This window comes from Paracoccus aeridis (genome assembly GCF_004923205.2).
GTDB lineage: Bacteria > Pseudomonadota > Alphaproteobacteria > Rhodobacterales > Rhodobacteraceae > Paracoccus > Paracoccus aeridis.
In genome coordinates this window covers 56,601-71,940 of sequence record NZ_SELD02000056.1, presented here as the reverse complement: position 1 = coordinate 71,940, position 15,340 = coordinate 56,601, and the positions used below count along the sequence as shown (strand labels likewise).

The 15,340-nt window shown below is 71.8% G+C and carries 15 protein-coding genes; 5 read left to right on the top strand and 10 right to left on the bottom strand.

Annotated elements, in window-relative coordinates:
- The 3 genes from ELI80_RS14230 to ELI80_RS14220 all read right to left on the bottom strand — a co-directional run.
- Window positions 1-717, bottom strand: a 717-nt coding sequence (locus ELI80_RS14230; RefSeq protein ID WP_201740652.1) for a DNA translocase FtsK 4TM domain-containing protein, incomplete at its 3' end; no start/stop codon positions are given.
- A gap of 3 nt (window positions 718-720) precedes the next feature.
- On the bottom strand, window positions 721-1,908 hold the full coding sequence (locus ELI80_RS14225) for an aminotransferase class I/II-fold pyridoxal phosphate-dependent enzyme (protein ID WP_136652708.1): 1,188 nt from the start codon (window positions 1,906-1,908) through the stop codon (window positions 721-723).
- Window positions 1,909-2,022: 114 nt separating this feature from the next.
- Window positions 2,023-3,360 (bottom strand): amidase, encoded by a 1,338-nt coding sequence (locus ELI80_RS14220; RefSeq protein WP_136652707.1) that lies wholly within the window; start codon window positions 3,358-3,360, stop codon window positions 2,023-2,025.
- A gap of 161 nt (window positions 3,361-3,521) precedes the next feature.
- Between ELI80_RS14220 and ELI80_RS14215 the strand changes: the two genes are divergently transcribed.
- Both ELI80_RS14215 and ELI80_RS14210 read left to right on the top strand, forming a co-directional pair.
- Window positions 3,522-4,745: an FAD-dependent monooxygenase gene (locus ELI80_RS14215; protein ID WP_136652706.1), complete on the top strand. Its 1,224-nt coding sequence runs from the start codon at window positions 3,522-3,524 to the stop codon at window positions 4,743-4,745.
- Between the two features lie 113 nt (window positions 4,746-4,858).
- Complete coding sequence (locus ELI80_RS14210; RefSeq protein WP_136652705.1) at window positions 4,859-5,431, top strand: LolA family protein; 573 nt, start codon at window positions 4,859-4,861, stop codon at window positions 5,429-5,431.
- 60 nt (window positions 5,432-5,491) lie between these two features.
- Here ELI80_RS14210 and ELI80_RS14205 read toward each other — a convergent pair whose 3' ends face one another.
- Window positions 5,492-6,073, bottom strand: a complete 582-nt coding sequence (locus ELI80_RS14205; protein WP_136652704.1) for a transglycosylase SLT domain-containing protein — start codon at window positions 6,071-6,073, stop codon at window positions 5,492-5,494.
- Window positions 6,074-6,319: 246 nt separating this feature from the next.
- Here ELI80_RS14205 and ELI80_RS14200 point away from each other — a divergent pair, with 246 nt between their 5' ends.
- The gene (locus ELI80_RS14200) at window positions 6,320-7,504 is read left to right on the top strand and encodes an acetyl-CoA C-acyltransferase family protein (RefSeq protein ID WP_136652703.1); all 1,185 of its coding nucleotides are present in this window, start codon (window positions 6,320-6,322) and stop codon (window positions 7,502-7,504) included.
- A gap of 321 nt (window positions 7,505-7,825) precedes the next feature.
- Here the strand turns inward: ELI80_RS14200 and ELI80_RS14195 are convergent, their stop codons facing one another.
- The 5 genes from ELI80_RS14195 to ELI80_RS14175 form a co-directional block, all read right to left on the bottom strand.
- Window positions 7,826-8,422 (bottom strand): queuosine precursor transporter, encoded by a 597-nt coding sequence (locus tag ELI80_RS14195; protein ID WP_136652702.1) that lies wholly within the window; start codon window positions 8,420-8,422, stop codon window positions 7,826-7,828.
- 158 nt (window positions 8,423-8,580) lie between these two features.
- Window positions 8,581-9,093, bottom strand: a complete 513-nt coding sequence (locus ELI80_RS14190; RefSeq protein ID WP_136652701.1) for a DUF3035 domain-containing protein — start codon at window positions 9,091-9,093, stop codon at window positions 8,581-8,583.
- A gap of 29 nt (window positions 9,094-9,122) precedes the next feature.
- Window positions 9,123-9,908, bottom strand: a complete 786-nt coding sequence (gene lspA / locus ELI80_RS14185; RefSeq protein WP_136652700.1) for a signal peptidase II — start codon at window positions 9,906-9,908, stop codon at window positions 9,123-9,125.
- A 14-nt stretch (window positions 9,909-9,922) separates the two neighbouring features.
- Window positions 9,923-11,509, bottom strand: a complete 1,587-nt coding sequence (purH, locus tag ELI80_RS14180) for a bifunctional phosphoribosylaminoimidazolecarboxamide formyltransferase/IMP cyclohydrolase (protein WP_136652699.1) — start codon at window positions 11,507-11,509, stop codon at window positions 9,923-9,925.
- A gap of 55 nt (window positions 11,510-11,564) precedes the next feature.
- Window positions 11,565-11,792, bottom strand: coding sequence for a hypothetical protein (locus tag ELI80_RS14175; RefSeq protein ID WP_136652698.1), 228 nt, complete (start codon window positions 11,790-11,792; stop codon window positions 11,565-11,567).
- 157 nt (window positions 11,793-11,949) lie between these two features.
- Between ELI80_RS14175 and ELI80_RS14170 the strand changes: the two genes are divergently transcribed.
- Both ELI80_RS14170 and ELI80_RS14165 read left to right on the top strand, forming a co-directional pair.
- Window positions 11,950-13,464: a nucleobase:cation symporter-2 family protein gene (locus tag ELI80_RS14170; protein ID WP_136652697.1), complete on the top strand. Its 1,515-nt coding sequence runs from the start codon at window positions 11,950-11,952 to the stop codon at window positions 13,462-13,464.
- Between the two features lies 1 nt (window position 13,465).
- On the top strand, window positions 13,466-14,812 hold the full coding sequence (locus tag ELI80_RS14165; RefSeq protein WP_136652696.1) for an 8-oxoguanine deaminase: 1,347 nt from the start codon (window positions 13,466-13,468) through the stop codon (window positions 14,810-14,812).
- On the opposite strand, the gene ELI80_RS14160 is transcribed toward ELI80_RS14165, so the two are convergent.
- A complete protein-coding gene (locus ELI80_RS14160; protein WP_236641512.1) occupies window positions 14,809-15,294 on the bottom strand; it encodes an ureidoglycolate lyase in 486 nt (161 codons plus the stop codon). The two genes, ELI80_RS14165 and ELI80_RS14160, sit on opposite strands and share 4 nt — an antisense overlap.
- Window positions 15,295-15,340: the final 46 nt, after the last annotated feature.

Sequence of the window (15,340 nt, the reverse complement as noted above, 5' to 3'; positions counted from 1 at the left end):
GCCGGCGATCCGCGCGCGGCGCGCCTCGACCCGGCCGCGGATCGCGCGCGCGGCACCCGCCGCGGCGCGCGCGCCCCACCTGACGGCCTGCAGGAACAGGTGAAGGGCGAGGCGCAGGCCGTTCTGCAGGAAGCGGCCGATGGCCGTCACCTCCGCGCGCGAGAAGCCCAGCACGAAGGCCGAGAACGCGACGGTGGCCACCGCCGTCAGCAGCGCCAGGATCTTGATCGCGATCGACGCCTTCAGCGGCACCAGCCCCAGCATCGCGCCCATCAGCATGTCGCCCAGATGCCCGCCCAGGCCGAAGCTTTCGCGCCAGCCCGGCGGCGGCACGATCGAGGTCGCGTAGATCGACAGAAGCACCATCGCGATCGGCAGGAACACCGCGCGCACCAGCCGGTCCTCGCCCCGGTGCAGCATCAGCCGCAAGCCCCAGCCGACCGCGCCCACCGCCAGCATGTAGCTGCCGTAGCCGGTGATCATGAACAGCGCCGACGAGACATAGGCGCCGATCCCGCCCAGCAGGTTCTGCGCCGGGGCGTCGGTCGCGGACTGGAAGCTCGGGTCGTCGGGCGAATGGCTCAGGAGCATCAGCGCGATCAGCGCGCCCAGCACCACGAGCGCCGCGCCCACCACTTCCTTGCCGCGCCGTTCCAGCGCCGCCTGCGTGGACTGGTCGAACAGCGGGTTGCGTTGCTTGGCCTGCCAGCTCGCCATCTCTCAGCCCCTTTCGTACAGCACGTCGCGGATGCGGGTCAGCGCGTCTTCGGTTTCGCCCGCCGGACCCACCAGCGCCACCCGGACGAAGCCCGCGCCGGGGTTCACCCCGTCCACCTCGCGCGACAGATACGCGCCGGGCAGCACCTGCACGCCCGCTTCGCGCCACAGCCGGATCGTCGCGGCCTCGCCGTCATCGACCGGCAGCCACAGGAAGAACCCGCCCGCCGGGCCCTTGTAGCCCGGGACGTTCCCCAGCACGCGGTCGGCGATGGCGTATTTTTCCTGGTAGAGCGCCCGGTTCGCCGTCACGTGCGCCTCGTCGGCCCAGGCGACCTCGGCCACGCGCTGCATCGGCAGCGGCAGCGGCGCGCCGGAATAGCTGCGAAGCACCCGCAGGCGGCCGATGTTGGCGCGCGATCCCGCGGCGATGCCCGCGCGCAGGCCCGGCAGGTTCGACCGCTTGCTGAGCGAGTTGAAGATGACGACGCGCTCGGGCAGACCCATCGCCTCGGCCGCCTGAAGCGCGCCGGGCGGCGGGGCGTCGCGCCAGATCTCGGAATAGCATTCGTCGGCGAAGACGATGAAGTCGTGCTTTTCGGCCAGCGCGATGAGGGCTTCCAGATAGTCGCGCCCGGCGACCGATCCCTGCGGGTTGGCGGGCGAGCACAGGTAGCAGATCGCGGTCGCGTCCAGCACGGCGGGATCGAGGCCCGCGTAGTCGGGCAGGTGCCCGGTGGCATCAGTCGCCGGCACGAAGACCGCGCGTGCGCCGACGGCGGCGGCGGCGACGGCGTAGACCTGGTAGAACGGGTTCGGGATCAGCACGACCGGCTGGCCGCCGTTCTTGCGTTCCGGGCACAGCGCGAGCGCCGCGTTGAACAGCCCCTCGCGCGATCCGTTGAGCGCGGTGATCCGGTCGGTGGCGATGTCGAGCCCGTAGCGGGTCCCCAGCCAGCCCGACACCGCGCCCAGGAACTGCGGCGTGCCTTCGTTCGGCGGATATTTCGCAAGCTCGCCGACCGTCCGCGCCAGCGTCGGCGCGACGAAGTCGGGGATCGCGTGGCGCGGCTCGCCGATGGTCATGACGACGGGGTCCACGCCCGCAGGCGGGGTCGCGTCGGCCAGAAGCCGGCGCAGACGCGGAAACGCGTATTCGGGCAGGTTCGAAAACCGCTCGGGATCTGCCATTGCTGCCTCGGGTTACGGGATCATTTGCGCCCCGCTTGGGGCAACACTACCGGCATTCCGCCGTTGCGTCCAGACAAAGGGCGCGTCCATCCTCGGGGGCGCAGGGGGGCCGAATCACCCGTGGTCCCGCAGCGCCGCCTCGACCGCCGCGGCGATCCTCAGCAGCGCGCGGTCGCGCCCGGCCGCGCCCATCAGCATGATCCCGCAGGCGGGCCGCCCGGTCGGCAGCGTGACCGCCGGCAGGCCCAGCACGTTGGCAAACCGCGTGTTCCGAAGCGCGAGGATGTTTTCGGCGACGAAGTTGTCGGCGTCGTTCGCGACTTTCTCGACCGGCGGCGGCAGCGACGCGACGGTCGGCAGGATCACCGCGTCCATGCCCGCGACCGCCGCCGCCCAGGCGAGCCGCGCGCGCTTCAGGTCGGCCCAGCGTTCCACGAACTCCATCGCCGTCATGGACGCGCCGCCGCGGAAGCGGTTCAGCGTGAACGCGCCCATCATCTCGGGCGCCACGTCGATCTGCGCGCGCCATAGGCCGTAGGCCTCGGGCCCGAACAGCGGGGTGCCCAGGTCCATGGCGAGCTGCCCTTCGGCGGGCGTCGCGTGGGTGACGACCGCGCCCCTGCCCGACAGGTGGTGGACCGCCTCCTCGAACGCCTGCACCGGCGCCTCGCGCGCATCGGCATAGGGAAGCCCGCCCAGGACCAGCAGACGCAGGCCGCGCACGTCGTCGGCGCCGCGCAGGTCGGCTGGCGGCGCGCCGGTCAGCAGCGCCATGATCTCGGCACAGTCCTCGACCGTGCGGGCGATCGGGCCGATGGTGTCGAAGCTGGTGCAAAGGGGCAGCACGCCTTCCATCGCGGTGGCGCCGTGGGTGGGCTTGAAGCCGACGAGGTTGTTCCACGCGGCCGGCACCCGGATCGACCCGCCGGTGTCGGACCCGATCGCCGCCGCCGCCAGCCCCAGCGCCACCGACACCGCCGCGCCGGACGACGACCCGCCCGGGCATAGCGCCGGGTCGAGGCTGTTCGGCGGCGTCGCGGTGGACGGGTTCACGCCCAGGCCCGAGAACGCCAGTTCGGTCAGGTGGGTCTTGCCGAGGCAGACCAGCCCCTGCGCCGTCGCGTCCGCCAGCAGCCGCGCGTCGGCGCCCGGCACCCGCCCCTCGAGCAGCCGCGTGCCGCCTTCGGTCGCCGTCCCCGCGCTGTCGATATTGTCCTTCCAGCTCAGCGAGACCCCGTCCAGAAGGCCCCGGCGCAGCCCGGCGCGGGCGCGGTCGTGGGCGCTCACCGCCTCGGTCCGGGCGCGGTCGGGGGTGGTGCGGGCATAGACGCGATCGGCATCGGGGTGCCGGGCGATCGCCTCGAGATAGCCGTCGGCCAGGTCCACCGGACTGACCAGCCCCGCCATGATCGCCCGCCCCTGTTCGGTCGCCGAAGATCTGAGCCAGTCCATGCGGTCCCCCTCGCCGGTGCGGATGTCCGGCGCAGGCTAGCGGCGGCCCGGCGCGCGGGCAACATCGCGGTCGAAAATCGGCAGGGCGGCGGGCCGGGCCGCATGGACCCCGGCCCGGGCGGCGGCTAAGCTTTCCGCCGGGCAGCCGCGCGGGACTGGGCATGGATCACGATCACGACGTCATCATCGCGGGGGGCGGCCTGAACGGGCCGACGCTGGCGCTGGCGCTCGCCGGGGCCGGGCTCTCGGTCGCCGTCGTGGATGCCCGCCCCGCGCCCGACCGCGCCGCGCACGGGTTCGACGGGCGCGCCTATTCGCTGGCGCTCGCCTCGCGCCGGCTGCTGACGGCGCTGGGACTGTGGGGGCGCCTTGCGCCCGACGCGCAGCCGATCAGCAAGGTCGTGGCGACCCAGGGGCTGCCGGGCGAAGGCGCGGACCGGCTCGGCATGGTCTTCGACAGCGCCGAGATCGAGGAAGGCCCGGTCGGCCACATGGTCGAGGACCGCTTTCTCTACCGCGCGCTGCTGGACGCCATGCAGGACCGGGTGACGCATGTTCCCGGCACCTCGGTGGTCGGGCAGGAGGCCGTGCCCGGCGGGATCGCGGCCGTGCTGTCGGACGGGCGGCGCATCTTCGCGCGGCTGCTGGTCGGCGCGGACGGGCGGCAGTCGGGGGTGGCCGCGCGCGCCGGGATCCGGCGCGCCGGCTGGGACTATCCCCAGACGGCGCTGGTCGCGGCGGTGGAACACGAGCTTCCCCACGGCGGCGAGGCGCACCAGTTCTTCATGCCGGCGGGGCCGCTGGCGATCCTGCCGCTCACCGGCAACCGCAGCTCCATCGTCTGGTCCGAGGACAGCGCCCGCGCCGCCGCCATCGCGGAGCTGGACGACGGCGGCTTCCTCGATCTCGTGCGCCCCCGCTTCGGCGACTTCCGCGGCCGGATCGCGCTGGCCGGGCCGCGCTTCACCTATCCGCTGGCGCTGGGGCTCGCCCACGACTACGCGGCCCCGCGCGTGGCGCTCGCGGGCGACAGCGCCCACGGCGTCCACCCGATCGCGGGCCAGGGGCTGAACCTCGGGCTGCGCGACGTCGCCGCGCTGGCCGAGGTGCTGGTCGAGGCGCGGCGCCGGGGCGAGGACATCGGTGCGCCGGACGTGCTGTCGCGCTACCAGCAGTGGCGCCGGTTCGACGCGACCGCGATGGGGCTGGGGATGGACGGGGTGAACCGGCTGTTTTCCAACGCCAACCCCGCCTTGCGGGTGGCGCGGGGGCTGGGGATGGGCGCGATCAACGCGGTCGGGCCGCTGCGGCGCGCCTTCATGCGGCAGGCGGCAGGGCTGGCGATGGACCCGATGCCGCGCCTGCTGCAGGGGCGGCCGCTGTAGCGCCCCCCTTCGGATCCCTGACCCGGAACCGTCACGACAACGCGAGCGTTCCACGCCGGACCGTCCCCGTTTCGTGACGTGCAACGCTTTGTAAAGGCGGTATGATCCTTCCCATGAACCTTCGTTCCCTCGCTCTTGCGCCCGCCTTCGCCCTCGTCTTCGCCATGCCGGCGATGGCCGAGAAGATCCCCCTCAACGAACTGTCGCGTTATCTCAACACGATCCGCTCGGCAGTGGCCGACTTCACGCAGGTGAACCCGGACGGAACGGTCGGGACCGGCAAGGTCTATATCCAGCGCCCGAACCGGGTCCGGTTCGAGTACAAGGGCGACAACACGCTGGTCGTGGCCTCGGCCGGGCAGGTCACGGTCAAGGACGGCAAGTCCAACACCGGCCCGCAGGTCTATCCGCTGTCGCGCACGCCGCTGTCCATCATCCTGGCCGACAACGTGAACCTGAGCCGCGCGAACGTCATCGGCCATTCCGAGGCCAAGAACTCCACCGTCGTGACGGCGCAGGACCCGGCCCACCCGGAATACGGCAACATCCAGATGGTGTTCACCGGAAATCCGACCCAGCTGCGCCAGTGGGTCGTCACCGACGACGCCGGCAAGAAGACGACGGTGATCCTGGGCGAGATGCAGACGGGCGTGCGGATCCCGTCCTCGACCTTCACCACGCCCTGACGGGGCCACGAAGGAAAGGGCCACGAAGGAAAGGGCCGCGAGGCCCCTTCCTGCTGCGGCTCAGCGCCGGCAGGATGCGAGCTGCTGGCGATAGACCTCGGACCGGGCGCCCACGTTCGCGGCCACGGTCATCAGCCACGGCTTCTGGCGGTACGACGCCCGCGCGAACCCCGTCCGCCCTTCGTGATAGGCGAGGTAATGGCTCTGCGCGTCGCCCGGGGGAATGCCCAGCCGGCGGGTGGAGTTGTGCATGTACCAGCCCATGAAGTCGGTCGCGTCGCGGATGTTGTCGCGCCGCGCCCGCCCGCGCCCGGTTTCCTTCAGGTATTCCTCCCACGTGCCGTCGAGCGCCTGGGAATAGCCGAAGGCGCTGCTCTGCCGCCCGATCGGGATGATCCCCAGCGCGTACTGGTGCGGAGTGCGGGCGTTGCCCACGAACTTCGATTCCTGGTGGATCGCCGCCATCTGGACGTGGATCGGCACGCCCCAGCGCCGTTCCGACGCCCGCATCGCCTGCAGGTAGGCCGGGCGCTCGCGCACCAGCGCGCAGGCGTTGTCGAGGTTGCGCGGCGGCGTGCCGCCCCCGCCCCCGCCGCAGGATGCCACCAGAAGGATGATCCCCAGTTTCAGGTACCTGTTCATCTGCCGCCTCGTCGTTCTTTTTCTTGGTCGTCTTTTGCCGACGAATGTAGGGAAATCGCTACCCCGTGGAAATCATGATTGCGTCAGAAGGCGGAACCCGGCTCAATCATCCCCGCCGCGCCCACGCCCGCGCAGCGCGGGACCCGTGCCGGAAGGTCGGCCGGCGACGCCGGGTCATCGGCCTTTTACACGGGCAGGACGCCGTCTAATGTACACGCGAAATCGTCAATCCGAGAAGGAGCCGTCATGGCCGACAACGACATCGTCATCCTGTCCGGGGCCCGCACCGCCATCGGCGGCTTCGGCGGAAGCCTGGCCAGCGTACCCCCCATCGACCTCGCGGCGACCGTCGCGACGGCCGCGATGGAACGCGCGGGCGTGCAGCCGGCGCAGATCGGGGCCGTGGTGTTCGGCCACGTCCTGAACACCGAGCCGCGCGACATGTACCTGGCGCGGGTCGCGATGATGAAGGCGGGGATTCCCGAAACCACCCCCGCGATGAACGTCAACCGCCTGTGCGGGTCCGGCGCGCAGGCGATCGTGTCGGCGGTGCAGGCGCTGATGCTGGGCGACGCCGACTTCGCCGTCGCGGGCGGCGCGGAATCGATGAGCCGCGCCCCCTACATCATCCCGGCGATGCGCCACGGCGCCAAGATGGGCGACCAGTCGGCGGTCGACATGATGGTCGGCGCGCTGACCTGCCCGTTCGGCACCGGCCACATGGGCATCACCGCCGAGAACGTGGCGAGCGAAAGCGGCATCTCGCGCGAGGACCAGGACGCCTTCGCGCTGGAAAGCCAGGCCCGCGCCGCCCGCGCGATCGAGGAAGGCCGCTTCAAGGACCAGATCGTCCCGGTCGAGGTCAAGACCCGCAAGGGCACCGTGTCCTTCGACACCGACGAGCATCCGAAATCCACCAGCGCCGAGGCGCTGGCCGGGCTGAAGCCCGCCTTCCGCAAGGAAAACGGGACCGTCACCGCCGGCAACGCCAGCGGCATCAATGACGGCGCCGCGGCGATCGTGCTGGCGCGCGCCGACGCCGCGCAGGCGGCGGGGCTGACGCCGAAGGCGCGCGTCCTGGGCTACGCCGTCGCGGGCGTCCGCCCCGAGGTCATGGGCTACGGACCGATCCCGGCCGTGCGGCAGCTGATGGAGAAGACCGGGCTTTCCATCGGCGACTTCGACGTGATCGAATCGAACGAGGCGTTCGCCGCGCAGGCGCTGGCCGTCGGCAACGAGCTCGGGATGGACCCGGCCAGGGTGAACCCGAACGGCGGCGCCATCGCGCTGGGCCACCCGGTCGGCGCGACCGGCGCGATCCTGACGGTGAAGGCGCTCTATGAGCTCGACCGGATCAACGGGTCGAAGGCGCTGATCACCATGTGCATCGGCGGCGGCCAGGGCATCGCGGTCGCGATCGAGCGCGTCTGATCCCCCTGCCGGAACGACATGGCCCGGCCGCAGCGATGCGGCAGGGCTTTTCCGTGGCGTCGCGGCACCAGGATCGAAGCCGCGAAAACGAACGGGCCGCCCCCTGGGGACGGCCCGCGAGATCTGGGAGATGGTTCGGTTAGGGATGGACGAGTCCGGTCCCAGTCAGGGAATCACACCCTTGGGGCTGCCCTCAGGCGATGTTCCCCCTGTTTGTCCCGGCACCTCTCTCCAACATCACTCTCGACACTGGACCACCTCCTTTCACTGCGTTGCGCGTGAGTGGAGCCTGCCACAGATGCCAGCCCTGTCAACGAAAAATCACGCGGGCCGGGACAATATTTTGTCGATCGCGATCCGGAAGGGCACAAGCGCAAGTGCCGCGAGCGCGACCTTGATCAGCCAGTCGGCCAGCCCCAGCGACATCCAGACCGGCGCCAGCGGGCCGGCCCCAAGCAGCGGCACCGCCTCGTTCGCCCAGCCGGTGTTCATGTCCACGGGCAGGAACGCCGCGAAGGCGATGCCGAAGAACATGACCGTGTCCAGCGCCGATCCGACCAGCGATGACAGGAACGGCGCCTGCCACCAGCCGCGGTGGCGCAGCCGCTCGAAGATCGCCACGTCCACCATCTGCGCGCACAGGAACGCGGCGCCCGAGGCAACGGCGATCCGCACCGTGGTCGTGCCGAGCCCGGCGGCGATCAGCGAGCAGGCCAGGCCCACGGCGAAGCCCGCCAGCACGACCCTGCGGGCGGCGGCGGCCCCGTTGACGCGGTTGGTGATGTCGGTGACGAGGAAGGCGAAGGGGTAGGTCAGCGCCCCCCAGGTCAGGAATTCGCCCAGCCTGAACTGCACGAGCACGTTCGAGGCAACGACGACAGAGCCCATCGCCAGGATGGCGGGCAGAAGATGGCGCATCGGAAGTTCCGTTTTACAAGGTCGCGGACAACTCGGCCCCGTCGGGCGCGGCCGGGATCCGGCCGCCGTCGGGACGTGCGCGGCTTACGGGCTGGGCCGCGGTAATGTCAAGCCAATCGGGGCGTCAGCCGCGCCTGCAGGTCACGCGCGCCCGCGGCTCACTCGGCCGCGGGCGGCGGCGCGGACGGGGTCTGCACCCCCGCGCGGCGCCAGCGTTCCAGTTCCGCCCAGCTGTCGAGGGTCTGGTTGCGGTAGGCGCGGTTGTAGACGTCGGCGCCGGCCAGCGCCTCGAGCGGGCGGCGGCGGCGGGTGGACCGGAACTCGGCATCCTCCTGCGCGGTGACCTGGCGGATGCCGGGCTGCACCCCGCCGCGCCCGGCATAGGACACGATCGCCCCGTCGGCCGCGCCGATCCCGCGCTGCGCCAGCTGCGCGGGGTTGCCGCCCAACGCCGCGACCGCGTCGCCCATCGGGTTCGGGTCGGTCAGGTTCGCCCCGCCCGGCGTCGGCGCGGGCAGCTGGGCCAGATCGGGCGGCATCTGCAGCGCGCGGGTGGGGACGATCGCGAATTCGTCCGGTCCCTCGCTGCCGGACTTGGGGCTGCGAAGCGCGGTGTTGTCGCCGCAAGCCGCCAGCATGGCAACGGAAAGGCCCAGCACGATCGCGCGCATCTCACACTCCGCAAAAACGTCGCGCCGTCTTAGCGCGTCTTGCCGCGCCCGTCACGGGTCTTGTCGTCACGGGTCCTGTCGCCACGGGTCCTGTCGCCGCGGCCGGCTGCCTGCGACTCGGCCGGCGCGGTTTCGCGCGCGGGCAGGAACACCAGCCCGATCGCGCCCGCGAAGATCGCGATGTCGGCCACGTTGAAGCTGTAGGGGTTGCGCCAGCCCGGCAGCGACATGTTGAGGAAGTCCGCCACGGCGCCGTAGGCCACGCGGTCGATGACGTTCCCCAGCGCGCCCCCGACCAGCAGCCCCGCCGCCAGCTGCGCCATGCGCCCGGGCCGCGTGCGCCACAGCCAGACGCCGATCCAGACGCAGACGGCAAGCGCCACCGCGACCAGCACCCAGCGCATCACCTCGACGTCCGAGCTGAACAGGCCGAAGTTCACGCCCTGGTTCCAGGCCATCCGCAGGTTCAGCCACGGCTCCCAGACGGTGATCTCCTGGATCTCTTTCAGATTGAGCGCGTGGACGACGACGTACTTGACGGCCTGGTCCACCGCCACGATCAGCAGCGCCGTGACCAGCGCCAGCCGCAGGCTGCGGCGGGCAGGTTCCGGCACCACGCCCGCCGCGCGCCTTTTCGGGGTGGCGGCGGTCTTCGGCGCAGCGGGGCCGAGACGGGCGCCCGACGCCGGCTTCCTGACCGCCGGCGTCGCGCGCGGCTTTCTCGGCTTCGGCGCGGGTTTTTCCGGCTTCGGGTCGGGCCTTTCCGGCTGCGGCGCGTCCGGCGTCGCGGGCCCGATATCGGGATCGTCGGTCATCGGCGATCGCCCCGTCAGTGGCGGAAATGGCGCTGGCCGGTGAAGACCATCGCAAGGCCGAGCCGGTCGGCGGCCGCGATCACCTCGGCGTCGCGCATCGACCCGCCGGGCTGGATGACGGCGCGGGCGCCCGCCTCGGCCAGCGCCTCGATCCCGTCGGCAAAGGGGAAGAACGCGTCCGACGCGACGGCCGCGCCTTCGCTGAGCGGCGCGGAAAGGCCCAGCGCCTGCGCCATGTCCTCGGACTTGCGGCGGCCGATGCGGGTGCTGTCGACGCGGCTCATCTGGCCCGCGCCGATGCCCACGGTCGCGCCGTCCCTGGCGTACACGATGGCGTTCGACTTGACGTGCTTGGCGACGGTCCACGCGAACATGAGGTCGGAAAGCTCTGCCTCGGAGGGCTGGCGCTGCGTGACGACGCGCAGGTCCTCGCGCCCGACATGGCCGTTGTCGCGGCCCTGCACGAGGAACCCGCCCGCCACCTGCCGGAACGTCAGCCCGCCCGCGCGGGGGTCGGGCATCCCGCCCGTCGTCAGCAGGCGCAGGTTCTTCCTGGCGGCGAACACCGCGCGCGCGGCGTCGGTCGCGTCGGGGGCGATCACGACCTCGGTGAAGATCTCGGCAATGGCGCGGGCGGTCGCCTCGTCCAGCGTGCCGTTCAGCGCGACGATGCCGCCGAAGGCAGAGGTGCGGTCGCAGTCGAAGGCGCGGCGGTAGGCCTGTTCCAGCGTGTCCGCCTGCGCCACGCCGCAGGGGTTCGCGTGCTTGATGATCGCGACGGCGGGGGTGTCGCCGGGGAACTCCGCCGCGAGTTCGAACGCGGCGTCGGTGTCGTTGATGTTGTTGTAGGACAGCTCCTTCCCCTGCCACTGGCGCGCGGTGGCGACGCCGGGGCGGTTCGAGCCGTCGGTGTAGAACGCGGCCTGCTGGTGCGGGTTCTCGCCGTAGCGCAGCGGTTGGGCAAGCGACCCCGCAAAGGCGCGCCGGCGCGGGGTGTCGGCGCCGATCGCGCCGGCCATCCATGTCGACACGGCCGCATCATAGGCCGCGGTCCGGGCATAGGCCGCCTGCGCCATCCTTTGCCGGAAGGCTTCGGTCGTTGCGCCGCCGTTCGCGTCGAGTTCGGCCAGAAGCGCGGCATAGTCGTCCACGTCCACGATGGTGGCGACGTGGGCGTGGTTCTTCGCCGCCGCGCGGATCATCGCCGGGCCGCCGATGTCGATGTTCTCGACGCACTCGTCGTAGGGGGCGCCCTTCGCGACCGTCGCCTCGAACGGGTACAGGTTCACGACCAGCAGGTCGATCGGCTCGATCCCGTGTTCCTTCATGGATGCGACGTGCCCCGCGTCGTCGCGCAGCGCCAGCAGGCCGCCGTGGACCGCCGGGTGCAGCGTCTTCACGCGGCCGTCCATCATTTCGGGAAAGCCCGTCAGGTCGGCCACGTCGCGCACGGCCAGCCCCGCCTGCCGCAGCGCCTTCGCGGTGCCGCCGGTGGACAGAAGCTCGACCCCCCGGCCCGCCAGAGCGCGCGCGAAGTCGATCAGGCCGGACTTGTCGGAAACGGAAATCAGCGCGCGGCGAAGCGAGATGGCGCGGGTCATGCGGGGCCCCCTGGACGGCTGTGCCGTCCCCTGTCTTGAACGGCGATGCCGTCCCCTATCGCCGGTCGGGGCGAAGGTCCAGCGCGGGCCGGCCCTTTACGGTGCGAAGCAGCGCGTCGGGTGCGACCTGACAGGCGAGCGGGTCGGCCGGCAGGCGGTCATGCACGACGGCCCCGAACTCGGCCAGGTCCCGGCGGCGCACGATCCGGCCCGGCAGGTCGGCCCCGGTGCGGACGGCCGGGAGTGCCGCGCGACCCCGCCTGCGCGCGAACACAGCTTTCACGGTTTCGATCTTGTGACGCCCCGCATGTGCGAGGATCATCGCCCTGCCGGCGACATCCCGGGACGGCCGCGAACAGGCCGACCGGCGCCGGACTGAACGAACGCCGGACGCGGGAAGCCACCCCGCCGAACCGGGCTTGAGGGGGAGAATGCCGCAGATGACCCACGCAACAGAGCCGCGCTTCGGCCAGCCGCCGGGCAGGTCCGGGGGGACGGGCGTCCACCCCGTCGACGAGATCCTGCCGATGCCGCGGCTGCTCACGCTGGGGTTCCAGCACGTGCTGGTCATGTATGCGGGCGCGATCGCGGTGCCGCTGATCGTCGGTCGCGCGCTGGGGCTGGAACCGCACGACGTCGCGTTCCTGATCTCGGCCGACCTGTTCGTCTGCGGGATCGTGTCGATCATCCAGAGCCTCGGCGCCACGCAGTACTTCGGGATCCGGCTTCCGGTGATGATGGGCGTGACCTTCGCCGCCGTGGGGCCGATGGTCGCCATCGCGAACTCCCACCCGGGGTCCGAGGGCGCGCGGATGCTGTTCGGCGCAATCATCGCGGCGGGCATCATCGCGATCTTCCTCGCCCCGCTGGTCAGCCGTCTCCTCCGGTTCTTCCCGAGCGTCGTCACCGGCACGGTGATCCTCGTCATCGGGATCAGCCTGATGCCGGTCGGGATCAACTGGATCTTCGGCCTGCCCGTCGGCCCGACCGCGCCGCAGATCATCGACCCCGCGCAGGCCGCCTGGCTCGAGGCCGCGCGCGCCGCAGGCGGCGTCCCCGAGGGCGTGACGCTGGCCCCGTCGGTCCGCAACCCTGCCTATGCCGCGCCGGGCAACATCGCGGTGGCGCTGACGGTGCTGGCGATCATCCTGCTGATCTCGCGCTATGCGCGCGGCTTCCTGGCCAACATCGCCGTCCTTCTCGGGATCGTCGCGGGCGGGCTGCTGGCGCTGGTGCTGGGCAAGATGAACTTCGACGCCGTGGCCGCCGCGCCGTGGTTCGCGCCGATCGTGCCGTTCCACTTCGGCGCGCCGATGTTCGATCCCGTCATGATCCTGACCATGGTGCTGGTCATGTTCGTGACGATGATCGAATCCACCGGCATGTTCCTCGCCCTCGGCGACATCTGCGACCGCCGCGTCACGCCCGAGGGGCTGTCGGCGGGCCTGCGCGCGGACGGCCTCGGCACCGCGATCGGCGGGATCTTCAACACCTTCCCCTATACCTCGTTCTCGCAGAACGTGGGGCTGGTCGGCGTCACGGGCGTTCGCTCGCGCTTCGTCTGCGTGGCGGGCGGGGCGATCATGATCGCGCTGGGGCTGATCCCCAAGATGGGGGCGCTGGTGGAATCGCTGCCGACGATGGTGCTGGGGGGCGCGGGGCTGGTGATGTTCGGGACCGTCGCCGCGACCGGCATCCGCATCCTGTCCAACGTCGATTTCAAGGGCAACCGGCACAACATGTTCATCGTCGCGATCTCGGTGGGGCTGGGGATGATCCCCATGGCCGCGCCGAACTTCGGGCAGTGGATGCCGAAGTCGCTGGATTCGCTCCTGCACTCGGGGATCCTGCTGGCGGCGATCGCGGCGGTGCTGCTGAACTGGTTCTACAACGGCGCGCCGCGCGCGGACGAGGCGGACATCCGCCGCGCCGGGCACGCCGCCGACACGCACTGACGTGGCGCGCACCCTGATCCGGGGCGCGCTGGCTGTCGTCACGATGGACGACAGCCGGCGCGAGATCGCGGGCGGCGACGTCCTCGTCGACGGCGGCGTGGTCGCCGCGGTGGGGACCGACCTTCCGCGCGAAGGGGCGCGCGTCGTCGAGGCCGGGGGCTGCGTCGTCACCCCCGGCCTCGTCAACACGCACCACCACCTGTTCCAGACCCTGACCCGCGCCGTGCCCGCGGCGCAGGACGCCGCCCTGTTCGGGTGGCTCAGGACGCTTTACCCGATCTGGGCGCGGATGGGCCCGGGCGACATCCGCGCGTCGGCGCGGCTGGGGCTGGCGGAACTGGCGCTGTCGGGCTGCACCTGTTCGTCGGACCACCTGTACCTGTTCCCGAACGGCGCGCGGCTCGACGACAGCATCGAGGCCGCGGCCGACATCGGCATCCGCTTCACCGCGACGCGCGGGTCCATGTCGATCGGCGAAAGCAAGGGCGGCCTTCCGCCCGACGCGCTGGTCGAGGACGAGGACGCGATCCTGCGCGACTGCGACCGCGTGGTGTCCGCCTTCCACGACCCGAACCCCGGCGCGATGGTGCAGGTGGCGCTCGCCCCCTGCTCGCCCTTCTCGGTCAGCCGCGAGCTGATGCGGGACGCCGCGATCCTCGCCCGGGTAAAGGGGGTGCGGCTGCACACCCATCTGGCCGAGAACGCCGAGGACGTGGACTATTCCCGCCGCATGTTCGGCCTGACGCCGGGCGACTATGCCGAAAGCGTCGGCTGGACCGGCGACGACGTGTGGCACGCCCATTGCGTGAAGCTGTCGCCCGAGGAGATCGCGCTGTTCGCCCGCACCGGCACCGGCGTCGCGCACTGCCCCTGTTCCAACGCCCGCCTCGCCAGCGGCATCGCCCCGGTGCGGGCGATGCGCGACGCGGGCGTGCCGGTGGGCCTTGGCGTCGACGGGTCGGCGTCCAACGACAGCAGCCATCTCGGTCTCGAGGCGCGGCAGGCGATGCTGGTCGCGCGCCTTCGCGACGGGCCTTCCGCGATGGGCGCGCGCGAGGCGCTGGAAATCGCGACCCGAGGCGGCGCGCGCGTCCTCGGGCGCGTCGACATCGGCCAGCTTGCGCCGGGGATGCGCGCGGACCTCGTGCTGTGGGACCTGGGCGACATCGCCGCCGCCGGGCACTGGGACCCGGTCGCCGCGCTGGTCTTCGGCGCGCCGATCCGGCCCCGCGCGGTCTATGTCGAGGGCCGCGCCGTGGTCGAGGACCACCGCCTCGCGACCTTCGACGCGGCCGCGATTGCGCTGGATGCGAACCGCGCCGTGCGGCGGGTCATGGACGGCGGCTAGCCCGCCACCACAACCCACGGCTCGTCGTACAAATACTCCTCGAGGTTCGGCCCGTCGTCGCAGCGGTCCACCACCGCGAACAGGCCCGGATCGGCCAGAGGCGTCAGAACCCCGTGCCAGACGTTTCGGCCGATGTTGATGCCCTGCCCCGGCGCGGTCACGAACGCCAGCGGCGCCCCCGGACGCCCGCCCGCATCCGGCGCCACCACGACGAGGAACGGCGCCAGCGCCATCGGCAGGAACGCCTGGCTGCCCAGCGGATGCCGTTCCACCAGCTCGAAGCTGTAGGGCAGCTCGACCGATTCCGACCTGAAGACCGAGATCCCGGTCCGCCCCTCGACATCCGGCGTGCCGCGGTCGTGGAAGCGGCCGCAGCGGCCTGCGTTGATGATCCGGTCGGGCGCGCCCGCCGCCTCGATCACCTGCCCGAAGGGCGCGAATGCGGCTGCGGTCAGCGGGCGGGCGACGATCCTGCGGGTCACGGGCAACTCCTTCCTTCCGGCACCGCGGCCGGTGCCAGTCTTTCGC